A 21666-nucleotide genomic window follows, 5' to 3' on the forward strand; every position below is an offset into this window, starting at 1 on the left:
TTACCCCAGAGGCGGAACGTGGCCTTCGCAGGGACATGGCCACAAAATGCAATCCAGGGGCTTTTCATGACAGCTTTGGCGCAATCGACACCAGGCAAGAGCCGTCTTCTTCAAGGTGTATGTCTGGTCCTGTGTACCCTTTCGCTCGCAAGCTGCACCACCGCGAGAAGCAACCTCACCACCGGTTCGATCACCCGCTCCTTCTCGAAGCCCATCGAGGAAATGAACGAGACCGAACTCCGGCAGGCGGAGGAGAGTATCGGCCGAGCTTATGAAAAAAGTCCAAAGGATCGCAATGCCGGATTGAACTACGCCAATCTGCTGCGCATGACGGGCAAGAACACGCAGGCCCTGGCGGTGATGCAGCAGGTGGCAATCAACTTCCCGACCGATCGCGAGGTCCTTGCCGCCTATGGCAAGGCGCAGGCGAGCGCGGGCCAGCTCGAGCAGGCGCTCCAGACGATCGGTCGCGCCCAGACTCCGGATCGGCCCGACTGGCGTCTGGAATCGGCGCGCGGCGCCGTGCTCGACCAGATGGGTCGCACCGAAGAAGCCCGCCTGGCCTATCGCAGCGCGCTGGACATCAAGCCGAACGAACCTTCGGTCCTCTCCAATCTCGGCATGTCCTACCTGCTGACGGGCGATGCCCGCACGGCGGAAACCTACCTGCGCAACGCCGCCGCCCAACCCGGAGCAGACAGCCGCGTCCGCCAGAACCTTTCCCTGGTCGTCGGTCTTCAGGGCCGTTTCGAGGAAGCGGAGCAGATTGCGATGCGCGAGCTCGATCCGCAGCAGGCCACCGCCAATGTCGCCTATCTCCGCTCGATGCTGACGCAGCAGAACTCCTGGTCGAAGCTTGCCCAGCAGGACAAGGGCGGCAAGGCGGCAAGCGCCGTCAACTGAGCGGGCAGGACGAAAAAGAAAGAAGGGCCGGATCGTCGATCCGGCCCTTTCTGCATTTCCGTTTCGACGCGGCCCGTGCCCCTGCCCCTCACTTGAAGGTTTCGGCGATCTGGATGCCGGCCGGCCCGAGAATGACGGCCATCAGAACCGGCAAGAAGAACAGGATCATCGGAACGGTGAGCTTGGGCGGAAGTGCCGCCGCCTTCTTCTCCGCTTCCGCCATGCGGTCGTCACGGCTTTCCTGCGCCAGCACGCGCAGCGCCTGCGCGATCGGGGTACCGTAGCGTTCGGCCTGGATGAGCGCCTGCGTCACGCTCTTCACCATGTCGAGCTGCGTGCGGTTGGCGAGATTTTCGTAGGCCTGACGGCGCTCCTGGAGGAAGGAAAGCTCGGCGGTGGTCAGCACCATTTCCTCGGCCAGCTCCGGCGACTGTTCGACCATTTCCTCCGAAACGCGCCGCATGGCAGCTTCGATGGAAATACCCGATTCCACGCAGATGAGAATGAGATCGAGACCGTCGGGCCAGGCGCGCTTGATCGACAGCTGCCGCTTCGTCGCCGTGTTGGAGACATAGAGGTTGGGCAGGTAGAAGCCGAGATAGGCCCCGCCGAGCACCACCAGCATGCGCACCATGAAGGTCTTCGATTCCATGTAGCCGAGACCGAAGATGAAGAGGGCCGTCAGTGCCAGGAACAGGAAGGGCAGCAGGAAGCGCGCGACGAGGAAGATGTTCAGCGCGTTCTGCGACCGGAAGCCGGCGGCGCGCAGCTTGTTCATCGTGTTGTCGTCGACCAGTGCCTTCCGAAGATTGAACTTCTCGACGATCGTGCGCACCGAGGCGTTGTTCTGGCCACGCAGCGAGCCGCGGCTGCTTGCCTCGGCATTTGCGCGGGCCCGTTCGCGCGCGCGGATCTGCTCGCGTTCGGTGGAGACGGCCTTCATCCGCTTGTCGAGATCGCCGCGTGCGAAGTAGGGGCCGACAAGCGTGTAGAGGGTGGCGAAGACGGAGATGGCGACCAGCAGGGCCAGCACGAGGCTCGGATCTGTGAGACGGGCGGCAAGTTCCTCGGACAAGGGGCTGTCTCCTCAGATGTCGAAGTTGATCATGTTGCGCATCACGATGATGCCGATGCTCATCCAGATGCCGGAGAAGCCGATGATGAAATGTCCGCGCGGATCGTTGAAGAGCACGCTGATGTAATCGGGCGAGGTAAGGTAGACCAGCAACGCCACGATGAAGGGCAGCGAGCCGATGATGGCGGCAGAGGCCTTTGCCTCCATGGAGACGGCGGCGATCTTCTGCTTCATCTTGCGCCGTTCGCGCAGCACCTTGGAGAGGTTTGCAAGCGCTTCGGAAAGATTGCCCCCGGCCTGCGACTGGATGGCGATGACGATCGAGAAGAAGTTCAGCTCCTGCAGCGGGAAGGACTGGTACATGCGCGAGACCGCCTCCGGGATGCTGAGACCCACGGCCTGCGCTTCCACCACCTTGCGGAACTCGCCCTTGACCGGCTCCTGACCCTCGGCAGCGATGAGACGCAGCGCGTCGTTGAGGGGAAGACCGGACTTGATCGAGCGCACCATGACGTCGAGGGAGTTCGGCAATTCGTCGAGGAACTTGTTCTTGCGGCGCTTGATGATGTAGCCGAGCATCCAGCGCGGCAGGCCGAAGGCGACCGCAAAGGACAGGCCGAGCGCGACGAACAGCGACGCGCCGAACATCAGCATCATGACGAAGGCACCGACGCCGACGCCGGCGCTGATCAGGTAGAACTGGCCGGGCGACAGCTTCAGTCCGGCCTGGGCGATGCGCGCCTTGACCGTCAGGTTCTTCTTGTTGTTCTCCTGCTGGCGCTTCTCGAGCGCCTTGAGATCGTCCTGGATGGACTTGCGCCGCTTGGCGAGATCCTGCACGCGGTCGCGCGCCGCCTTCACCTTGTTGCGGTCGGTTTCGGCGGACTTGACCTTGGCCATGCGGCCCTCGGTCTTCTTCTCGGTCTCGATCCGCGAAAAGAGAATGCCATAGGACACCGCTGCAGCGGAAATCGCGGCCAGGAGCACAATCGCGATGACGTTGATGTCCATGACGGGTCCTTATCTCGACTTCTTCTCCAGGTCCTCAAGGGCCTGGGCGAGCCGGCGCTCTTCGTTGTAGTAGCGGGCACGATCCCAGAAATGCGGCTTGCCGATACCGGCGGAGACGTGCCGGCCGATGAGCTTCCCGCGCTCGTCCTCGCCCTCGATCTCGTAGCGCAGAAGGTCCTGGGTGATGATGACGTCGCCTTCCATGCCCATCACTTCCGTGATGTGGGTGATGCGGCGCGAACCGTCGCGCAGGCGGGCGGCCTGGATGATGATGTCGACGGAGGTGGAGATGATCTCGCGCACCGTCTTCGCCGGCAGGGTGTAGCCGCCCATGGCGATCATCGATTCCATGCGGCTCAGGCATTCGCGCGGCGTGTTGGCGTGGATCGTTCCCATGGAGCCGTCGTGGCCGGTGTTCATGGCCTGGAGGAGGTCGAACACCTCCGGGCCACGCACTTCGCCGACGATGATCCGCTCCGGCCTCATGCGGAGGCAGTTCTTGATGAGATCGCGCATGGTGATCTCGCCCTCGCCTTCGATGTTCGGCGGGCGGGTTTCGAGGCGCACCACATGCGGCTGCTGGAGCTGCAGTTCGGCCGTGTCCTCGCAGGTGATGACGCGTTCGTCCGTATCGATATAGCGGGTCAGGCAGTTCAGCAGCGTGGTCTTGCCCGAGCCGGTACCGCCGGAGATGACCACGTTGCAGCGCACGCGGCCGATGATCTGGAGGATCGTCGCGCCCTCGGGCGTGATCGCGCCGAACTTGACGAGCTGATCGAGGGTCAGCTTGTCCTTCTTGAACTTGCGGATGGTGAGCGCCGGGCCGTCGATGGCAAGGGGCGGGGCAATCACGTTGACGCGGGAGCCGTCGGGAAGGCGCGCGTCGCAGATGGGGCTGGATTCGTCGACGCGACGGCCCACCTGGGACACGATGCGCTGGCAGATCGACAGCAGCTGGGCGTTGTCCCGGAAGCGGATCTCGGACTCGATGGTCTTGCCGCCCACTTCGATGAAGGTCTGGCCGGCGCCGTTGACCATGATGTCGGCAATGTCGTCGCGGGCGAGCAGCGGCTCGAGCGGACCGAAGCCCAGCACGTCATTGCAGATGTCCTCGAGCAGTTCCTCCTGCTCGGAAATCGACATCGCGAAATTCTTGATGGTGATGATATCGTTGACGATATCGCGGATTTCCTCGCGCGCGCTCTCCCCATCCAGCTTGGAAAGCTGCGACAGGTCGATCGTGTCGATCAGCGCGGAAAACACCTGGGCCTTTGTGTCGTAATAGCTCTCGGTCCGCTGCGACCTCTTGCGGCCGCCGGGGGCCGGCGCCAGGGGCGGCGGGGAAACGGACTGGCGCGGGCCTTCGTCCCGCACCGGCTCCTTGAGGACCGGGGCGACCGGGGCTGCGGACGGTGCCGCGGCCGGAGGCGGGGCGACCGGCGCTGCCGGGCCGCTTCCCTTTCCAAAACCTTCTGTGCCACGCTTGCCAAACATGCCTGTTCTTCCCGATCTTGCTAGCTGCCCGTCTTACTTGCGCTTGAGAAGCGACATCATGCGTCCGAGGCCGCCGCTCTTCTTGCCCTTCTTGATCGTCGCGCGGCCGGTCAGCAGATGGGCCAGCTGCGAGAAGGTTTCCGCGGTGGGGGACTTGTTGTCCATCTCGGAGATCATCCGGCCGCTGTTGGCCGCATTGCCGAAAAGCGGTGCATCGAAGGGAATGATGGCCACGGCCTCCATCTCCAGCGGCTCGCAGAAGTCGGCGATGGAGATCTCGGGACGTTTCGGCATGCCGACCTGGTTGAGGATCAGATGCGGCGGCTTGTCGTTGGGCCTGAGGCGCTTCAGGCTGTCCACCAGGTTCTTGGTGTTGCGCAGGTTCGCGAGGTCAGGCACCGCCGTGATCACCACCTCGTCGGCTTCGGCCAGAACGGTGCGGGTCCAATCCGACCACTGATGGGGGATGTCGAGCACCGTCACCGGCACGCTGCGCTGCAGCACCTCGATCACCGGCTGGAAGGCCGTGCGGTCGAAATCGTAGGGACGGTCGAGAAGCGAAGGGGCCGCCAGCAGCGACAGATGCTCCGAGCATTTCGTCAGCAGGCGGTCGAGAAACACCTCGTCCAGCCGGTCGGGCGAAAACACCGCCTCGGCAATGCCCTGGGCCGGGTCCTGGTCGAAATCGATATTGGCCGTGCCATAGGGCAGGTCGAGATCGGCGAGGATCACCTCGGTGGAAAACAGGTTGGAGATGCCGAAGGCGCAGTTGTGCGCGATGGTGGAGGACCCCGTTCCGCCCTTCGCGCCCAGAAAGGCGAGGCTGCGGCCCAGCGGCTCGGCATCGGGATCAACGAAGATGGCGGAGATCGCCGCCATCAGCTCCGCCATGCCGACCGGCGCCACGATATACTCGGAAATGCCGTTCCGCATCAGCTCCCGGTAAAGGGAGATGTCGTTGTAGCGCCCCACCAGAACGACCTTGGTCGACGGGTCGCAGACCTCGGCAAGCGGTGCGAGCTCGTGCAGGATGTTCGAGGGTTCGGTCGCGGTTTCGAGGATCAGCAGGTTGGGGGTCGGCGTGCTGGTGAACATGTTCGCGGCAGCGCCGACGCCGCCCGCGGTGACCCGGAGGTTCACCTTGGACATGCGGCGGTCCTGCTGCAGCCGCTCGATCACGGCCTGCGTCTCCGCGGTTTCGCAGAAGGCATGGATGGAGATGCGCGGCAGGGGCCGGAGCGTCTCGAGGTCGCCCACGGAAACCGGCTCGAAACCCTGAGGCTCGTTCAGGCCGTCTGTCCTGATCTCGTAGTCAATCGCGCTCATCGTTCAATCCTGTGTTCTTCGCCGGTTGCCGTCGTCAGTTGCTGGCCGTCGACTTGCCGTCGCGGTAAAGGCCGATCACGGTGGTGCGGCGCTTTGCATCGATCGGGGTCATGGCACGCGGAGCAACCAGATCGGTCGGATTTGCGATCTGAGCCGCCAGGTTGCTCTGGGTGGCGCAGCCGAAGTTTTCCCAGTTGGTGTTTTCGCTCGTGTGCAGGATGTCGCTCGGCCACTGCCCGCACTGCTCGGTGGTGGCCTTGACGGCATTGAAGCTCATCCGCACCGGTGCAAGCCCGCCGTCGGGCTCAGCCTGGTAGGTGCTTTCGCGGATGCGCTTGGGCGGGATGCCGGCCTGGATGGCGAGCTGACGGAACTGGCGGCGCATTCCCTGCGCGGCAGCCGCGTTCACCGAACCGGAGGGATAGGCTATCGTCAGCACTCCGGAGGACTGGTTGCGGTAATCCGCCAGGAAGCCCGAAATCACGTCCTGCGTGCCGATGGTCAGGGCCCGGTCCCCGGAGGCGACGGGAATGTCCACCGATTGCTGGACTTCGGCCAGCACGATCGGATGCTTCGTGCGATAATCGTCGGGAATGGCGCCGGTCTTCAGATCGTCGTGCGGCGTGCCGCAGGCCTGCAGCACCATGGCGGCAAGGCCGAGCGCCGAAAGGCGGAGCAGCTTGCGGTGAGACATGAACTTTTCCTTCAAAAGCCGGGCGGTCAGGCCGGTGCGTGCGATGAGATCCTGCATGTCCGCTCCCCTTACTTGTAGATGTAGCCGATGGCGCCGTTGTACTGGCCGACCGCCGCAGCATCCTGACGCCGGCCGTAGACCTTGTTCACGCGGTCCATGAAGAAGGTCGCGGCGTCGTTTGCCGGGTTGAAGTTGTCATCGGGACGCGACAGCTCGCTGCGCGCCACCGGGCGCACCAGATAGGGCGTCGCGATGATCACCATTTCGGATTCGTTGCGCTGGAAATCCTTCGAGCGGAACAGTGTGCCGAGGATCGGCACCCGGGCAAGTCCCGGGAAGCCGGAGACGGCCTGACGGACATCGTCGCGCACGAGGCCGGCGATGACGATGGAGCCGCCGGAGGGCAGTTCGACGCTGGTCGATGCCTCGCGCTTGCGAAGACCCAGATAGGTGACACCCGGAATGTTCTTGCTCGTATTGCCGGAAATGAAATTGCCTTCGAAGGTCGGCTCGGAGACCTTGGTCTCGATCCGCAGGCTGATGCGGCCGGGCGACAGCACCACGGGGCGGAAATTCAGCTCGACCCCGTATTCCGTCGACTCGGCCTCGCGGGAGATTTCCAGTTCGCCCGTCGCCTGATCCTTCTTGATCGTCTGGCTGGACGCCAGGCGGAACTCGCCGCCAACCTTGAACTTGGCCTGCTCGCCGGAGATGGCGGTCAGGCTCGGTTCGGCAAGCGTGCGCATGACACCGGCCTGTTCCAGGGCGTTGAGATAGGAGGTGATGCCGAGGCCGCCGATGTTTCCGGTCAGGTAGTTCTGCGGATACCAGTCGCTCGAGGAACCGAGGTTCGTCGGGTTCTTGAAGGTGATCGCGCCATCTGCGCCGCCGATGGAGCCGCTGAAGCCCAGCTGCTTCAGGACCGTGCGGGAGACTTCCGCCACCGTGACCTTCAGCGTGACCTGATCCTCGCCCTCGATGGTGAGCAGGTTGACGATCTGCGACTGCTGGCGGTCTTCGGCAAAGATGGCGACGCCGCTGTTGGAGTTGCCGCCGGTGACGGTCTGGTTGCGGGTGGTGGCCTCACCGCCCTTGAGGAACGCGCTCGTCAGGCGCTCCGCCTGCGCGGCATCCTGCGGCGTGCGCACCGTGCCCGTCAGCACGACGTTGTCCGAGATGATCTCGACCTTGATGTTGGAATCGGGGATGAATCGGCGGAGATTGTCCTGAAGGCCGGCGATGTCGCGCTCGATCTCGAGGTCGAGGCTGACGATCTCCTGCCCGTTGGCGCCGAAGATGAAGATGTTGGTCTGTCCGACGGTCTTGCCGAAAAGATAGATGCGGCGCGAGGTGCGCGTCACGGCATCCGCCATCTGCGGGTCCGACACCAGGATGTCATGGGCATCTTCGGGCAGATCGACGACAATGGCCTTGTTGAGCCCGAGCTTCAGCCGCTTGTGGGCGCCGGGCCCTGCCTGTGCGATGCGGATCACCGTTTCGACGGCCTCGGCGCGCGACAGGAGAAGCTTCGCCAAAGGCTCGAAGCCGGGCGTGCCGGAGAGCGCGAGGCAGAAGGACAGGCTGCCTGCCAGCGTGGAGCGAACGTTTTTCTTCAAAGACATCTTCCGGTCTCCGTTACTGGCTTGCAGGCGTGCTGGTAGACTTGACGATATTGCCGGCCTTGATCACCTGGACTGCATTCGAGCCGGAGCCCGTGAGCAGGTAATCGGGGGCGCTGGTATCAGGCTCCTGGCTGTCGGCGACGGAGCGGAGCGCAAGCGACAGGCGCTGCGCCATCTGCTGCGCGACGGTGATGACGCGCGCCTGGTCAGGGGTCAGTTCGAGCGTGGCGGTTGCACCCACCACGGAGCGCGTCTCGTCCTTCTTTTCCTCGATCTGCTGATCGATGGCGAGAACGCGGATGTTGGTGAGGACCGTTTCGGTCACGAAGGATCCGTCGTCGGCCTTGCGGACCATGATGACATCGACCCGGTCGTTGGGCAGGATGAAGCCGCCGGCACCGGTCGCCACGCTGATTTCGGTTGCAACCGCCCTCTTGCCGGCCGGAAGCATGGACGACATCGTGGGGCCCTTGCCGTCCACGATCTTCTCCGCCCGCATGGGTTCGCCGGCGAAGATCGGCAGGCGAACCACGCTTCCCTTCAGCTCATCGATGGCGTTGGGGCGTTGCGTGTCCGTGATGGAGCCATCCGTCACGGAGGATTCCGGCCAGGCCGCCCAGTTCATGGATTGCAGCTGCAGGCGCGTGCCGGTCGGAAGGTTCTCGGCGGCGACCAGCACGTTGACGGTCGGCTCTCTCTCGGTAATCACTTCCTGCTGTGGCGGCGAACTGCGCCCGGCCATCTTCATGGCCAGGACACCTGCCAGACCCGCAGTTGCGACGGCAACGCCGAGAATGATGATACGAGCGGGCTTCATGGTTCTTCCTTGGACGAAGCGGAATTCTTCCCCAGAGAAGAGCAGCAAACCCTTTAATTATGGTTAACAACGTCCTTATAAAGCTGGTTAATGAAATTTTACCAGAGGGCGGACTGAGCCAGGAGCGCCTGGGCCACGGGCGAACTCGGATAGGCAAGAAAACCGCCGATTGCGATGGCGATGCCATAGGGGATCTTCTTTGCCATCAGCACGGAGCCGGGCAGGTTGAGGCCCATCGCGTGGATCAGCTGGGCCTGCGAGCGGAGGATGACGATGACCACCGTCAGCAAGCCGCCGATGAAGGAGACATAGATCGCGAATTCCAGAAGCGACATGTTGAGGCCGAACCAGAGCGCGGAGGCCGTGAGCAGCTTCGCGTCGCCACCGCCCATGACATTGGCGGCAAAGAGCGCGAGACAAACCGCAAAAACGGCGGCCGCCGCCCCGACATGCAGTCCGATATCCGCAAGCGGAAGACCGGCAAGGACCGCTGCGACCGGGAAGGCCACGATCAGGGCGAGGGATATCCTGTTCGGGATCGTCATCGAGAACAGGTCGGTAAAGGCCGCCATTGCCAGGCAGAAAGGAAATATGGCGCAAATCGCAGCAGCAACCACGGTGAAGGCTCCTCATGCTGTGGAAGCCGCATTCTAGGGCTGAAAACTAAATATTCCCCAAACCGGTAGAGCCGTACGGGGATCGGGCGGATGGCCGGCCCGCATCATTCCGGCACCGGCTTGAAGCCTTCGCCGCGAAGAGAAGCCGCACCCCTCATGGAAACGGCATCTGCCGGGCCTGTCGGCCCCTTGGTTCGGCGTCTCATGACAACCGGTGCGAAGCCTCAGCCGTTGGCGTTGTCGAGCTTCGTGTCGAGGGCGTTGAAGGTGGCTCCGATCTGGTTGCCGAGCGCCGTGGCCCCCGCGATGAGCGCGACCGAAATCAGTGCAGCGATCAGGCCGTACTCGATTGCGGTGGCGCCACTCTCGTCCTTCAGGAAACGTGCAAAAACCTTGCTCATTCTTTCTCTCCGGTTGGGTGGACCCACCCCTGCCTTGCGAGGAGCGGATGCCGGCAGTGTAGGCCGCCATTTGTTGAAATGGGATTAAAAGCCGCGCGGAGGTTGCGCCCGAAGGACAAAAATGACAAAAGCCGCCTCCCCGTTCGGGAAGCGGCCTTGCCAAGACCTGCGTCTGCCGGTGTCGCTGCGGCGATTAGCCGTTGGCGTTGTCCAGCTTGGTGTTCAGGTTGTTGAAGGTCGTGCCGATCTGGTTGCCGAGAGCCGTTGCGCCAGCGATCAGCGCTACGGAGATGAGGGCTGCGATCAGGCCGTATTCGATGGCGGTCGCACCAGATTCGTCCTTCAGGAAACGTGCAAAAAGCTTGGTCATGGGGGTCACTCCTACTCTACGTGTTGTTCAGCACTTCCGCCAACTGTTTCCGTTGATCGGATGGCTGCAACTTAGCGGAGGCCTGTTGCCATCGGCTTAAGGAACAGGGTTATCGGCCCGTTAACAGAAACTTGCCGTTGGCATGGTAAATGTTGTTCAAACATACTTATATCAAATAAAAATAATGCAGCGATATGAGACCGGCGAGGCGCAGCCTGTCGCATTGAAATACGCGCGCGTGCCCGCGAGGGAGGCATCAAGGCCTTGAAAAACCGTGGGTTTCTCGGGGGCCGAAAAGGCGGCGTCTCACCGGAGCCCGCAGGAGGCCGCTTTTCCCTGCAGGGTGCAACTTAAGCCTTCATTTACCATTCTCGGCCATGCTCACCGGCGGAAGCGCCCTGTGACTGGGCAGATTTTGAACGAAAGTGGCTCGCAATGCCGTTATCCAAGTCCGCCTCCCTGTCCGCCGGCGCCTTTCTGGCGGGTTGCCTGGCCCTTGCCGGCGCCGTTCACGCGCAGGATAGCGAAGACTACCTGCAGCTTTCCCTCGATCATGCCCGTGTGCTGAAGCTGGACAGATCCGTTTCCAAGGTCATCATCGGCAATGACGAGATTGCCGACGCCACCGTGGCGGATGCCAGGACCATCGTGCTGACGGGACGCAATTTCGGCACCACGAACCTCGTGCTGCTCGATGCGGACGGCAATGCGATCGTGGACGAGAAGATCCTCGTGGCGCTCGACGAAGCCAAGACTGTCAGGGTTTACAGGCAGACGGACAGAGCTGTCCTGTCGTGTGCCCCGAACTGCGAAACCAAGAAGGTGGGCGGCTCCGACAGCAGCGGGTCGTCCTCGGGCGGCACCACGGCCACCGGCAGCTGAGATGTGACCACAGCCTAAACGGGTATCCTCGGGTTTGAGTCGAATAAACAGGACACGCTAAACTATTTTTAAAGACACCGACCATATGCTCGGGTCGTAGTCGCTAGGGCGGATCGGATAGATGGACGGCTCAAATACCATGGCAGGTCATGATGGCGTGTCACCGGAGGGACTGATGTCTCGCTGGAAGCGGTTTTTCCGTTCGCGCGATGGCTCGGCAGCCATCGAGTTCGCCATTCTCTCCCTCCCCTATTTCATGATCGTGATCGCGATCCTCGAGACCTTCCTGGCCTTCACGGGCGAGCAGGTGGTGGCCAATGCCACCGACACCCTGAGCCGGAAGCTGCGGACCGGCCGCATCACCTACAATCTCGGCCGCACCACCGACATGACGCAGGCGCAGTTCCGCCAGGCCTTCTGCAACGAGATTGCCGTCCTGATCCGCTGCTCTGCAACCGAGGTGACGAACCCGCAAAAGCTCTATCTCGACGTCCAGACCTTCGCGAGCTTCTCCACCATCCCGAAGACGATCCCGCGCGTCTCGACGGCGAAATATGCCGATCTCGACACGACCAAGTTCAAGTACACGCCCGGCGGTCCGGGCTCGATCAACATGTTGCGCGCCTATTATCGCTGGGAAATCATGACCGATCTCGTGCGTCCCTACCTGACGACCATCCGTCCTGCGGGCGGCGGAATGCCCCGGGATTTCCTGATCGTCTCCACGGCAGCCTTCCAGAACGAGCGGTATCCCTGATGGCCGGACCGGACAGCCCTTCCCCCCTGTTGCGCTGGCGCGTGCTGGCGGCAGGCGTTTGCATGGCCGTTGCGGAGCCGCTGCGGCAGGTCGGCGCGCGGGTGGGCCGGCTTCGCCGCGACCGCTCGGGCGCTGGCGCGGTCGAATTCGCCATCCTCGCGCCCATTCTGCTGATGCTCTATATCAGCGCCTTCGAGATCACCGTGGGCATGAGCGTGGCCAAGCGGGCCAGCCGTGCTGCGGGCACCATTGCCGACCTCGTCACCCAGCAGTCGAACCCGTGGACGAAGGCAACCCTCTCCACCATGGTGGGCGTGGCGCAGAGCGTGTTCGCGCCCTACAACCCGGCCAACCTGAAGCTGAAGATTTCCGGCATCAACATCGACTCCACGGGCGTCGCCCGGATCACCTGGTCCTGGCAGCAGGACAATACCCGCCCCTACACGCTGAACGCGGTCGTCACGATCCCGACCGATCTGCGGAACCCCAATTCGTTCCTCGTTCACGCGGAACTCCAGCTCGACCATCAGCTCGGCATGTTCCTGGCCAACACCATGTCCTACAGCACGCGCACGGTCACGATTAAGCGGGACTTCTACTTCCGCCAGCGCGTCGGCGATGCGGTGACCTGCGGCGACTGCTGAGCGCCGCCCCTTCACGCGAATTGCATTGGCCATCGCCAGAGGCTAGACCAGTCCATCCGGCTGCGCTTGTCGCAGCCACGAACCAGGACCGGAATTCACGCAGGAAGACCCGATGGCACGCGCCTTTCTCTTCGTCATGGACTCCTTCGGCATAGGCGGAGCACCCGATGCCGCCAATTACGGCGATCTCGGCGCCAACACGCTCGGCCATATCGCCGAGTTCTGCGCGTCCGGCGCGGGCGACCGGGCAGATCTGCGCGAAGGCCCCCTCAAGCTTCCCAACATGTCCGCCCTCGGCCTTCTGGAAGCCGCGCGCCTCGCCACGGGCTCCTACCCGCCGGGCATGCCAAAGCCGGAGCGGGTGTTCGGCCTGCATGGTGCGGCGAGCGAAACCTCCCGCGGCAAGGACACGCCCTCCGGACACTGGGAGATCGCGGGCACGCCCGTCGATTTCGACTGGGGATACTTCCCGCGGGAGGGAGATGCCTTTTCGCCGGAGCTCGTGGCCGCCATCTGCGAGGAGGCAAGGCTGCCCGGCATTCTGGGAAACTGTCACGCATCCGGCACGGACATCATCGCCCGCCTCGGCGAAGAGCACATCCGGACCGGCAAGCCCATCTGCTACACCTCGTCCGACTCCGTCTTCCAGATCGCGGCGCACGAAACCCATTTCGGGCTGGAGCGGCTGATCGAACTCTGCCAGATCGTCCGCCGGCTGCTCGATCCGCTGAACATCGGACGGGTCATCGCCCGGCCCTTCGTCGGTGAGACGCCCGCCACGTTCGAACGCACCGGCAATCGCCGGGATTTCTCCGTGACCCCGCCGGAGGCAACGCTCCTCGACCGGGTGATCGCCTCCGGCCACCAGGTGCATGCGGTGGGAAAGGTGGGCGACATCTTCGCGCACAAGGGTGTCTCCCGCGTCATCAAGGCCAGCGGGAATGCCGCCATCATGGAAGCCTCGCTGAAGGCCATGGAAGAGGCCGCACAGGGCGATCTCGTCTTTTCCAATTTCGTCGACTTCGACATGAATTTCGGTCACCGGCGCGACGTGCCCGGCTATGCCGCGGCGCTGGAGTCCTTCGACCGGCGCCTGCCGGAGGTGCATCGCCGGATGCGGCCGGGGGACATCTGCCTCTTGACCGCCGATCACGGCTGCGATCCCACCTGGCGGGGCAGCGACCACACGCGCGAGCGCGTGCCCATCATGGCCTTCGGGCCGGGCATCCGGGCCCGGCTGATCGGGGTCCGTTCCAGTTTTGCCGATATCGCCGAAACCATGGCCCAGCACCTGGGCCTGCCGGCAGGCCCGCACGGGAGAAGCTTCCTTTGACCATGAACCTGAAGAAAGTCGAGCTGCACTGCCATCTGGAGGGTGCCGCCCCGCCCGCGCTGGTTGCCGAACAGGCGCGGAAATACGGCATCGACACCTCCGCCTTTCTCAGCGACGGGGCCTATGTCTGGTCCGATTTCGCCGCGTTCATAGCCTGCTATGACAAGGTCGCCTCCGTATTCCGGACCGAGGAGGATTATGCCCTGCTCGCCGAGACCTACCTGCGCGAACTGGCGGGCGTGAACACCATCTACAGCGAGCTCATCGTGTCGCCCGACCACGGCGACAGGATCGGGCTTGGCGCGGACGGCTACATTGCCGGCATCAGCGAAGGCGTCCGGCGTGCCGCTGCCGCAACCGGCATCGAATGCCGCCTGATCGTCGTCGGCGAGCGGCATTTCGGCCCCGAAAGCGTGATCGCGGCCGCAAACTATGCCGCCCGCTCCGACAATCCGCTGATAACCGGTTTCAACATGGCGGGCGAAGAGCGGATGGGCCGCGTGGCCGATTATGCCCGCGCCTTCGACATCGCCCGGGATGCGGGCCTTGGCCTGACCATCCATGCGGGCGAGGTCTGCGGTGCCTTCAGCGTGGCGGATGCGCTGGATCTCGTGCGCCCCTCGCGGATCGGCCACGGGGTGCGCGCGATCGAGGATCCCGCACTGGTGCGTCGTCTCGCCGAACTCGGAACCGTGCTCGAGGTATGCCCCGGCTCCAATATCGCGCTCAAGGTCTATCCCGATTTCGACGCCCATCCCCTCCGGGCCCTGAAGGAGGCGGGCGTTCGCGTGACCATCAGCTCGGACGATCCGCCCTTCTTCCACACGTCCCTCGGCCGGGAATACCAGCTCGCCCGCGATGCCTTCGGCTTCAGCGACGAGGAGATAAACGGCCTGACGCGGACCGCCATCGAGGCAGCCTTCGTGGACGAGGCGACCCGAAACCGTCTGCTGGCGATGCTCTGACCGATTTGCGAGCGGGTGACTGGGGAGATTGGGGGCAAACATCCGCTGCGCACTTGCGAGTCCGGGCTTTTCCATGAAAGAAAAACCACATGCAAGACAAGCACCGAAGGCAGGAACCCATGGACGGCGTCACCGTAATCGATCATCCGCTCGTACAGCACAAGCTCACCATCATGCGCCGCAAGGAGACCTCCACGGCGAGCTTCCGGCGCCTGCTGCGCGAAATCTCCACTTTACTGTGCTATGAGGTGACCCGCGATCTCGAGCTGACCATGGAGACCATCGAGACGCCGCTGGAAACGGTGGACATGCCGATCCTCGAAGGCAAGAAGCTGGTCTTTGCCTCCATCCTGCGCGCCGGCAACGGCCTGCTCGAGGGCATGCTGGATCTCGTGCCTTCCGCACGCGTCTCCCATATCGGCGTCTACCGCGACCACGAAACCCTGCAGCCGGTCGAATACTACTTCAAGGCGCCGGAAAACCTGTCCGAGCGTCTGGTCATCGTGGTCGACCCGATGCTGGCCACGGGCAATTCCTCCATCGCCGCCATCGACAAGCTCAAGGAGCGGGGTGCGAAGAACATCCGCTTCCTCTGCCTGCTCGCAGCGCCGGAGGGCATCCGCAACTTCCGCAATGCCCATCCCGACGTGCCGGTCTTCACGGCCTCCATCGACAGCCACCTGAACGAAAAGGGCTACATCGTGCCCGGCCTCGGCGATGCCGGCGACCGCATGTACGGCACGAAGTAAAGGGCACGAAGCCTTAACCAACCGATCAAATCGGGCCGGGGATAACAGTGTTACCTCGGCCTTTACTTTGAATGTTAGCGAGATTTTGAAGCAGATTTCCTAGTCTTCCTGCAGACGAAGAAGAAGGAACAGCTTCCATGATTGCGCGTAACCTTTTCCTGGTTACAATCGGTGCGGTAGCCATGTCGCAGATCCCGAAGCTCATGGTCACGCCATCCGGGCTGCCGGCCCGGGCGGCCGCCGCGACGGCCGAGGCTGCCCTGCCCGTCACGCCCGGAAGCTACAGCATCACCGCGAATGAGGCAGGCCATTTCCAGGACAGCTTCCGGCTCAACGGACGTTCCGTGAGCGGTCTCGTGGACACCGGCGCCACCTTCGTCGCCATGAACGAATCCGTCGCCCGCCAGCTGGGCTTCACCGGGAACAGCCTCGATTTCCGCTACGCGGTCAACACGGCCAACGGACCGGCGCAGGCTGCCCATGTGGTCATCGACCGCGTCGAGATCGGCTCCCTGCGCGCCCAGGGCGTGGAAGCCTTCGTGCTGAAGGACAATGCGCTGACGGGCACGCTCATCGGCATGAGCTTCCTACGCAAGCTGAAATCCTACAGCGTCGAGGACGGGAAGATGGTGCTGCGCCAGTAGCGCTCACATCCGGGAGATGATGACGGGCCGTGCCGGGGGCGGATTGTCCGCGATGCGGAACAGGCGCGCCACCTCCCCGGAGACATGCTCGGCGCTTTCCCGGTCCGGCGCATGCAGCAGGGCGATCGGCTGCCCCTTCGAAACTGCCGTGCCGAGCGGCAGGATATCCGAGAAACCGGTGCTGTGATCGATGCTGTCCGACGGCTTGAGGCGGCCGCCGCCCAGCCGGATGACGGCCATGCCGAGGTCGCGGGTTTCGCAGGCGGCGAGATAGCCGTCTTCGGCAGCGGGCACCGGCACGACAACGGGTGCCTTCGGCAGGTGACGGTCCGGCGCTTCGAGCAGATCGGCGGGGCCGCCGAGCATGTGCACCATGCGGCCGAAATGTTCCGCGGCCCTTCCGGAGCGCAGCGCCGCCATCGCGGCATCGTGTCCGGCCTCGCGCGTGTCGGCCAGGCCGGAGGACACCAGCATTTCGGCCGCAAAGGCGAGCACCGCCTCCTCGAGCCGGGTTCCGGATTTTTCCCCCGCCAGAAAGGCGATGGCATTGCGCACTTCGACCGCATTGCCGGCGGCATCGGCCAGCGGCTGGTTCATGTCGGTGAGCAGCGCGGTGGTCTTCACCCCCGCACCGTTCGCGACCGCCACCAGCGAGCGTGCCAGCGTTTCGGCCTTGTCCATGTCGGTCATGAAGGAACCGTTCCCGACCTTGACATCGAGCACCAGGCTTTCCAGCCCCGCGGCAAGCTTCTTGGATAGGATGGAGGCCGTGATCAGCGGGACGCTGTCCACCGTGGCGGTGACATCGCGGACGGCATAGAGCTGCTTGTCGGCAGGGGCCAGCACCGCCGTCTGGCCGATGATGGCGCAGCCCGCCAGCCGCACCGTATCCCGGAACCGGCTTTCGCCGGGCATGATCGCATAGCCGGGGATCGACTCCAGCTTGTCGAGCGTGCCGCCGGTGTGGCCGAGGCCGCGGCCGGATATCATCGGCACGGCGAGACCGCAGGCTGCGGCAATCGGGGCCAGCATCAGCGAGACATTGTCGCCGACGCCACCCGTCGAATGCTTGTCTGCCACGGGCCGCCCGATATCCTTCCACTCGAGAATGTCGCCGCTGTCGCGCATGGCAAGCGTCAGCGCGATGGTCTCTGCCGGGGTCATGCCGCGGAACCAGACAGCCATGGCGAAGGCACCGATCTGCCCTTCGGAGAGATCACCGCGCGCGAGCTTCTCGATGAAGAAGGAGATTTCCTCCGGCTTCAGCACCTCGCCATTCCGCTTGCGTAGGATGACCTCCTGGGGAAGCATGGTCAGTAGCCCGCTCCGCCCGCCGTGGACTGGCCGCCGTCGAGCACCCGCAGAATGTCGTCGAGCAGGCCCGAAGCGCCAAAACGGAAGTTTTCCGCAACAGCCCAGCCTGCGCCCATCTTTTCGTCCGCAAGCGCGAGGTAGCGCGCGGCCACCGGAACCGAACCGATGCCGCCCGAGGGCTTGAGCCCGACCGGCCTGCCGCTTGCAAGGATCGCGTCGAGCATGATTAAGGCCGCCTCTTCCGTCGCGTTCCCGGCGGTCTTGCCGGTGGAGGTCTTGATGAAATCCGCGCCCGCCGCAATGGCAAGGTCGCTCGCGTTCCGGATCAGGCCGGCATCCTTCAGCTCACCCGTTTCCAGGATGACCTTGAGCCGGGCCGGCGCGGCGATTGCGGCCCTTACGCCGGAAACCATGGCCGAGACGGCATCCGCATTCCCCTTCGCGAATGCCTTGTAGGGAATGACCAGATCGATCTCGTCGGCGCCATCCTCCAGCGCCTGGCGGGTTTCGGCCACCGTTTCGGCGATGCCGGCATCGCCCGAGGGAAAGTTCATCACCGTGGCGATCCTGATGGCGGAACCCTGACCGAGACGGGCGCGCGCCTGCGCGACGAAGCGGGGCCAGATGCAGATGGCCGCGACATTGCCGTGGCGGGTCGCAGCCTTCTCCACCAGTGCATCGATCTGCTCCGGGGTGCAGTCTTCCTTCAGATTGGTGAGGTCGAGCACGGAAAGCGCACGGCGTGCGGCATCGAGATTATCCATTGTTCTTTCCTTCGGCCGCCAGCATGTCGGTCAGGATCGCGGCGAGCCTTCTGCCCCCGACGGGAGCCATTTCCTTGGTTTCGGCATGGGTGATCTCGTTGCCGGTCATGCCCGCCCCGAAATTGGTGATGACGGAGGCTGCGGCAACCCTGAGGCCCAGAAAACGGGCGAGGATCACTTCGGGCACCGTCGACATGCCGACCGCATCGGCGCCGAGGATCCGGGACATGCGGATTTCCGCCGGCGTTTCGAAGCTCGGGCCGGAGAACCACATGTAGACGCCGGTGTGGAGGGGCGTTCCCGTCCGGCTGGCGGCGGCATGCATGGCAGCGGCGAGCTCGGGATCATAGGCCGAGGTCATGCCGGTGAAGCGCTGGTCCGTCTCCTCGCCGATCAGGGGGTTTTCGCCGGAGAAGTTGATGTGATCGGTGATCTGCATCACCGAGCCCGGCGGCATGTCGTCCCTGACGGAGCCCGCGGCATTGGTCAGCACGAGGACTTCGATGCCGAAGGCCTTCAGCACCTCGAGCGGCAGGCGCATCGCCGCCGCATTGCCCTTTTCGTAGTAATGGATGCGGCCGGACATCATCAGCACGGGAACGCCGGCGATGGTGCCGCCGACGAGCTCGCCCGCATGGCCCGACACGGCGCTTTGCGGAAAGCCCGGAAGGTCGCCATAGGCAACCCGCAGCGGGTTTTCCACCGCCTCGACGAGCGAACCGAGGCCGGAGCCGAGAATGACCGCGTGGCGCGGCTTGAGCGCGCCGAAGCGCGCGGCGAGGATGTCGAGGATCGCCTTCATCCGAGCAGGTCCGTCTCGAAGCTGCCGGGCAGCATCTGCTCCAGCGTCATGGTTTTCTTCACGCCCACTTCGTCGCACAGATAGATGGGCGTGGACTTGTCGGCAAATTCCGCGATCTTCTGCCGGCAACCGCCGCAGGGCGGGCAGAGCGGCAGCTTCTCGGCGATGACGGCCATCTCGACGATGCGCTTTCCGCCGCCCATGATCATGCAGCCGATGGCCGTCGGTTCCGCGCACCAGCCCTGCGGGAAGGACAGGTTCTCGATATTCGCGCCGGTATAGATCTTGCCGTCATCGGCCCGGATCGCCGCGCCGACGGGGAATTTCGAATAGGGCGAATGCGAGAAGGCCATGGCGGCCTTCGCGGCTTCGAAGAGATCGTGCGACATCGGTCAACGCTCCTTGGTGTAGGGCACGCCACCGGCCTTCGGCGGATGGGCCACCCCGATGAAGCCTGCAAGCAGGATGCAGGTAAGGACATAGGGCAGTGCCTGGAAGATCTGTACCGGTACTTCGCCGATGCCGGGCACCGACTTGCCCTGCATGAAGTTGGCGAAGGCATCGAGGAAGCCGAACAGGAGGCAGGCGAACATCACCGGCACCGGCTTCCACTTGGCGAAGATGAGGGCGGCGAGCGCGATGTAGCCCTTGCCCGCCGACATGTCCTTGATGAAGGCAGCCGACTGGGCAATGGCGAGATAGGTGCCGGAGAAGCCGCAGAGAATGCCGGCGCAGATGACGGCGCGATACCGCAGCCAGCTGACGGAGATGCCCGCCGTATCCACCGCACCCGGATTTTCCCCCACGGCGCGAAGCCGCAGGCCGAAGCGGGTCCGGTACAGGATCCACCACGAAATCGGAACGGCGGCAAAGGCCATGTAGGTGAGGATGTTGTGGCCGGAAATCACGTCGGCATAGAACTTGCCGAGGTAGCCGGAATCGCGCAGCTCCGCCGCAAAGGGGAACCGGATCTCGCCGAAGCGGCCATCGGCCGTGAGCTGCGGCGTGCGCCCGCCCTGCCCGAACCAGGCCTGCCCCAGCACGATGGTAAGCCCTGCCGCACCGAAATTGATCGCGACGCCGGAGACGATCTGGTTGCCGCGATTGGTGATCGAGGCGAAGCCGTGCACCAGCGACAGCGCCACCGAGGTGGCAATCCCCGCCAGAAGTCCGGCCCAGGCATTGCCCGTCAGATAGGCGACGCAGGCCGCCGCGAAGGCGGAGGCCAGCATCTTGCCCTCGAGGCCGATGTCGAAGATGCCGGAGCGCTCCGAGAACAGCCCGGCCAGGGCCGTGAAGATCAGCGGAATCGACAGGCGGATGGTCGAGCCGAGGATGGAGATCAGAATGTCGATATAATCCATGGTGCTCTCCTCAGGCCTTGACGAAGTTCTGGTAGATGCGCACCAGCGCGGGGCGGAACATGAATTCCAGCGCGCCGGCAAAGAGGATCACCAGACCCTGGATCACGACGATCATGTCGCGGGTGATGTTGGGCATGTCGAAGGAGAGTTCGCCGCCCCCCTGGTAGAGAATGCCGAAGAGGAGCGCGGCCAGGACGATGCCGAGCGGATGATTGCGGCCCATCAGCGATACGGCGATGCCGACGAAGCCGGCGCCGCCGACGAACTCCACCTGCAGGCGCGCGGAGGCACCCATCACGGGGTTGAGCGCCATCATGCCGGCGAGACCGCCCGATATCAGCATGGTGATGATGACCGTGCGCGCATAGGGAATGCCCGCATAGCTGGCCGCCGAAGGGCTGATCCCGAGCGTGCGCATCTCGTAGCCGAACTTGGTCCGCCAGATGAGGAACCAGACCACCACGCACATGACGAGCGCGATGATGAAGGAGAAGTTGAAGGGTGCGGCCCCCAGCTTCAGCCCGAAGAGCTCCATCAGCCAGTCGAGCTTCGGCAATTGCCCGCCCTCGAGGAAGGTGCGGGTTTCGGGCGCCATCTTGCCCGGCACGATCAGCACGTTCACCAGCAGATAGACCATGAGGGCCGCGCCGATAAAGTTGAACATGATGGTGGTGATGACGATGTGGCTGCCGCGCTTGGCCTGGAGCCAGGCCGGAATGAAGGCCCAGGCCGCACCGGCAGCCGCCGCTCCGAGGATGGCGAAGGGCATGGTGGCATACCAGGGCAGGTAGTTGTCGAGCGCAAGCGCCACGAGCGCCGCCCCGAGGCCGCCGAGATAGGCCTGGCCTTCGGAGCCGATGTTGAACAGGCCCGCATGAATGGCAACGGCCACGGAAAGCCCGGTGAAGATGAAGTTCGTGGCATAGAACAGCGTGAAGCCGATGCCCTCGCCACGGCCGAGCGCGCCGATCAGCAGCAGCTTGACGGCCTCGAAGGGGTTTTCCCCGATCAGCCAGACGACAAGCCCCGAAATGACGAAGGCGAGCGTCAGGTTGAGGAGCGGCATGAGGCCGTAGGTGATCCAGTTGGGTAGCGATACGGATGCAGTGCTCATCAGG

At 63.9% G+C, this 21666-nt stretch carries 24 protein-coding genes; 8 read left to right on the top strand and 16 right to left on the bottom strand.

The window, feature by feature from the left end:
• Positions 1-66 precede the first annotated feature (66 nt).
• The gene (locus tag GGR23_RS18080) at positions 67-903 is read left to right on the top strand and encodes a tetratricopeptide repeat protein (RefSeq protein WP_183367722.1); all 837 of its coding nucleotides are present in this window, start codon (positions 67-69) and stop codon (positions 901-903) included.
• Between the two features lie 88 nt (positions 904-991).
• Here GGR23_RS18080 and GGR23_RS18085 read toward each other — a convergent pair whose 3' ends face one another.
• The 10 genes from GGR23_RS18085 to GGR23_RS18130 all read right to left on the bottom strand — a co-directional run bounded on the left by GGR23_RS18085 (position 992) and on the right by GGR23_RS18130 (position 10330).
• Complete coding sequence (locus GGR23_RS18085) at positions 992-1978, bottom strand: type II secretion system F family protein (RefSeq protein ID WP_183367723.1); 987 nt, start codon at positions 1976-1978, stop codon at positions 992-994.
• Positions 1979-1990: 12 nt separating this feature from the next.
• Entirely contained in the window at positions 1991-2989 is a 999-nt protein-coding gene (locus GGR23_RS18090; RefSeq protein WP_183367724.1) for a type II secretion system F family protein, read from the bottom strand.
• 9 nt (positions 2990-2998) lie between these two features.
• Positions 2999-4483: a TadA family conjugal transfer-associated ATPase gene (locus tag GGR23_RS18095; protein WP_183367725.1), complete on the bottom strand. Its 1485-nt coding sequence runs from the start codon at positions 4481-4483 to the stop codon at positions 2999-3001.
• A 33-nt stretch (positions 4484-4516) separates the two neighbouring features.
• Entirely contained in the window at positions 4517-5809 is a 1293-nt protein-coding gene (locus tag GGR23_RS18100; RefSeq protein WP_183367726.1) for a CpaE/TadZ family protein, read from the bottom strand.
• 34 nt (positions 5810-5843) lie between these two features.
• Positions 5844-6560: a CpaD family pilus assembly protein gene (locus GGR23_RS18105; RefSeq protein ID WP_246365816.1), complete on the bottom strand. Its 717-nt coding sequence runs from the start codon at positions 6558-6560 to the stop codon at positions 5844-5846.
• A gap of 11 nt (positions 6561-6571) precedes the next feature.
• Entirely contained in the window at positions 6572-8125 is a 1554-nt protein-coding gene (locus GGR23_RS18110) for a type II and III secretion system protein family protein (protein ID WP_183367727.1), read from the bottom strand.
• 13 nt (positions 8126-8138) lie between these two features.
• Positions 8139-8942: a Flp pilus assembly protein CpaB gene (gene cpaB, locus GGR23_RS18115; RefSeq protein ID WP_183367728.1), complete on the bottom strand. Its 804-nt coding sequence runs from the start codon at positions 8940-8942 to the stop codon at positions 8139-8141.
• Between the two features lie 98 nt (positions 8943-9040).
• Positions 9041-9559: a prepilin peptidase gene (locus GGR23_RS18120; protein ID WP_183367729.1), complete on the bottom strand. Its 519-nt coding sequence runs from the start codon at positions 9557-9559 to the stop codon at positions 9041-9043.
• A gap of 224 nt (positions 9560-9783) precedes the next feature.
• Complete coding sequence (locus tag GGR23_RS18125) at positions 9784-9960, bottom strand: Flp family type IVb pilin (protein WP_183367730.1); 177 nt, start codon at positions 9958-9960, stop codon at positions 9784-9786.
• 193 nt (positions 9961-10153) lie between these two features.
• Positions 10154-10330: a Flp family type IVb pilin gene (locus GGR23_RS18130; RefSeq protein ID WP_183367731.1), complete on the bottom strand. Its 177-nt coding sequence runs from the start codon at positions 10328-10330 to the stop codon at positions 10154-10156.
• A gap of 435 nt (positions 10331-10765) precedes the next feature.
• Here GGR23_RS18130 and GGR23_RS18135 point away from each other — a divergent pair, with 435 nt between their 5' ends.
• From GGR23_RS18135 to GGR23_RS18165, 7 genes are all read left to right on the top strand, one after another.
• Positions 10766-11212 (top strand): pilus assembly protein N-terminal domain-containing protein, encoded by a 447-nt coding sequence (locus GGR23_RS18135; RefSeq protein WP_183367732.1) that lies wholly within the window; start codon positions 10766-10768, stop codon positions 11210-11212.
• A 175-nt stretch (positions 11213-11387) separates the two neighbouring features.
• Entirely contained in the window at positions 11388-11969 is a 582-nt protein-coding gene (locus GGR23_RS18140; protein WP_246365819.1) for a TadE/TadG family type IV pilus assembly protein, read from the top strand.
• Positions 11970-12031: 62 nt separating this feature from the next.
• Positions 12032-12613, top strand: a complete 582-nt coding sequence (locus tag GGR23_RS18145) for a TadE/TadG family type IV pilus assembly protein (protein ID WP_183367799.1) — start codon at positions 12032-12034, stop codon at positions 12611-12613.
• A 112-nt stretch (positions 12614-12725) separates the two neighbouring features.
• Positions 12726-13946: a phosphopentomutase gene (locus GGR23_RS18150; protein ID WP_183367734.1), complete on the top strand. Its 1221-nt coding sequence runs from the start codon at positions 12726-12728 to the stop codon at positions 13944-13946.
• The gene (locus GGR23_RS18155) at positions 13943-14911 is read left to right on the top strand and encodes an adenosine deaminase (protein ID WP_183367735.1); all 969 of its coding nucleotides are present in this window, start codon (positions 13943-13945) and stop codon (positions 14909-14911) included. Before GGR23_RS18150 ends, GGR23_RS18155 begins: the two co-directional genes overlap by 4 nt.
• Before the next feature lie 119 nt (positions 14912-15030).
• Positions 15031-15660, top strand: a complete 630-nt coding sequence (upp, locus tag GGR23_RS18160; RefSeq protein WP_183367800.1) for a uracil phosphoribosyltransferase — start codon at positions 15031-15033, stop codon at positions 15658-15660.
• Between the two features lie 137 nt (positions 15661-15797).
• The gene (locus tag GGR23_RS18165; RefSeq protein ID WP_183367736.1) at positions 15798-16304 is read left to right on the top strand and encodes a TIGR02281 family clan AA aspartic protease; all 507 of its coding nucleotides are present in this window, start codon (positions 15798-15800) and stop codon (positions 16302-16304) included.
• 3 nt (positions 16305-16307) lie between these two features.
• Here GGR23_RS18165 and deoA read toward each other — a convergent pair whose 3' ends face one another.
• The 6 genes from deoA to GGR23_RS18195 are packed head-to-tail and all read right to left on the bottom strand — an operon-like array spanning position 16308 to position 21662.
• Positions 16308-17621 (bottom strand): thymidine phosphorylase, encoded by a 1314-nt coding sequence (deoA, locus tag GGR23_RS18170; protein ID WP_183367801.1) that lies wholly within the window; start codon positions 17619-17621, stop codon positions 16308-16310.
• Positions 17618-18382 carry a deoxyribose-phosphate aldolase gene (gene deoC, locus GGR23_RS18175; protein WP_183367737.1) on the bottom strand — a complete coding sequence of 255 codons (765 nt, stop codon included), beginning with the start codon at positions 18380-18382 and terminating at the stop codon, positions 17618-17620. The genes deoA and deoC overlap by 4 nt, the downstream gene beginning before the upstream one ends.
• Positions 18375-19184, bottom strand: a complete 810-nt coding sequence (locus tag GGR23_RS18180) for a purine-nucleoside phosphorylase (RefSeq protein ID WP_183367738.1) — start codon at positions 19182-19184, stop codon at positions 18375-18377. The genes deoC and GGR23_RS18180 overlap by 8 nt, the downstream gene beginning before the upstream one ends.
• On the bottom strand, positions 19181-19573 hold the full coding sequence (locus GGR23_RS18185) for a cytidine deaminase (RefSeq protein WP_183367739.1): 393 nt from the start codon (positions 19571-19573) through the stop codon (positions 19181-19183). The genes GGR23_RS18180 and GGR23_RS18185 overlap by 4 nt, the downstream gene beginning before the upstream one ends.
• A gap of 3 nt (positions 19574-19576) precedes the next feature.
• A complete protein-coding gene (locus GGR23_RS18190) occupies positions 19577-20548 on the bottom strand; it encodes an ABC transporter permease (protein ID WP_183367740.1) in 972 nt (323 codons plus the stop codon).
• A gap of 10 nt (positions 20549-20558) precedes the next feature.
• Entirely contained in the window at positions 20559-21662 is a 1104-nt protein-coding gene (locus GGR23_RS18195) for an ABC transporter permease (protein ID WP_183367741.1), read from the bottom strand.
• Between the last annotated feature and the right edge of the window lie 4 nt (positions 21663-21666).

Origin of the sequence: Gellertiella hungarica (genome assembly GCF_014197145.1) — a bacterium.
Lineage (GTDB): Bacteria > Pseudomonadota > Alphaproteobacteria > Rhizobiales > Rhizobiaceae > Gellertiella > Gellertiella hungarica.

Excerpts from the sequence above, each read along its gene's own strand:
- GGR23_RS18090 (WP_183367724.1), bottom strand. The coding sequence starts at position 2,989 with ATGGACATCAACGTCATCGCGATTGTGCTCCTGGCCGCGATTTCCGCT.
- GGR23_RS18145 (WP_183367799.1), top strand. The coding sequence starts at position 12,032 with ATGGCCGTTGCGGAGCCGCTGCGGCAGGTCGGCGCGCGGGTGGGCCGG.
- cpaB (WP_183367728.1), bottom strand. The coding sequence starts at position 8,942 with ATGAAGCCCGCTCGTATCATCATTCTCGGCGTTGCCGTCGCAACTGCG.
- GGR23_RS18110 (WP_183367727.1), bottom strand. The coding sequence starts at position 8,125 with ATGTCTTTGAAGAAAAACGTTCGCTCCACGCTGGCAGGCAGCCTGTCC.
- GGR23_RS18100 (WP_183367726.1), bottom strand. The coding sequence starts at position 5,809 with ATGAGCGCGATTGACTACGAGATCAGGACAGACGGCCTGAACGAGCCT.
- GGR23_RS18180 (WP_183367738.1), bottom strand. The coding sequence starts at position 19,184 with ATGAAGGCGATCCTCGACATCCTCGCCGCGCGCTTCGGCGCGCTCAAG.
- GGR23_RS18130 (WP_183367731.1), bottom strand. The coding sequence starts at position 10,330 with ATGACCAAGCTTTTTGCACGTTTCCTGAAGGACGAATCTGGTGCGACC.
- GGR23_RS18105 (WP_246365816.1), bottom strand. The coding sequence starts at position 6,560 with ATGCAGGATCTCATCGCACGCACCGGCCTGACCGCCCGGCTTTTGAAG.
- GGR23_RS18125 (WP_183367730.1), bottom strand. The coding sequence starts at position 9,960 with ATGAGCAAGGTTTTTGCACGTTTCCTGAAGGACGAGAGTGGCGCCACC.
- GGR23_RS18185 (WP_183367739.1), bottom strand. The coding sequence starts at position 19,573 with ATGTCGCACGATCTCTTCGAAGCCGCGAAGGCCGCCATGGCCTTCTCG.
- GGR23_RS18165 (WP_183367736.1), top strand. The coding sequence starts at position 15,798 with ATGATTGCGCGTAACCTTTTCCTGGTTACAATCGGTGCGGTAGCCATG.
- GGR23_RS18140 (WP_246365819.1), top strand. The coding sequence starts at position 11,388 with ATGTCTCGCTGGAAGCGGTTTTTCCGTTCGCGCGATGGCTCGGCAGCC.
- GGR23_RS18095 (WP_183367725.1), bottom strand. The coding sequence starts at position 4,483 with ATGTTTGGCAAGCGTGGCACAGAAGGTTTTGGAAAGGGAAGCGGCCCG.
- GGR23_RS18080 (WP_183367722.1), top strand. The coding sequence starts at position 67 with ATGACAGCTTTGGCGCAATCGACACCAGGCAAGAGCCGTCTTCTTCAA.
- GGR23_RS18135 (WP_183367732.1), top strand. The coding sequence starts at position 10,766 with ATGCCGTTATCCAAGTCCGCCTCCCTGTCCGCCGGCGCCTTTCTGGCG.
- GGR23_RS18195 (WP_183367741.1), bottom strand. The coding sequence starts at position 21,662 with ATGAGCACTGCATCCGTATCGCTACCCAACTGGATCACCTACGGCCTC.
- GGR23_RS18190 (WP_183367740.1), bottom strand. The coding sequence starts at position 20,548 with ATGGATTATATCGACATTCTGATCTCCATCCTCGGCTCGACCATCCGC.
- upp (WP_183367800.1), top strand. The coding sequence starts at position 15,031 with ATGGACGGCGTCACCGTAATCGATCATCCGCTCGTACAGCACAAGCTC.
- GGR23_RS18150 (WP_183367734.1), top strand. The coding sequence starts at position 12,726 with ATGGCACGCGCCTTTCTCTTCGTCATGGACTCCTTCGGCATAGGCGGA.
- deoC (WP_183367737.1), bottom strand. The coding sequence starts at position 18,382 with ATGGATAATCTCGATGCCGCACGCCGTGCGCTTTCCGTGCTCGACCTC.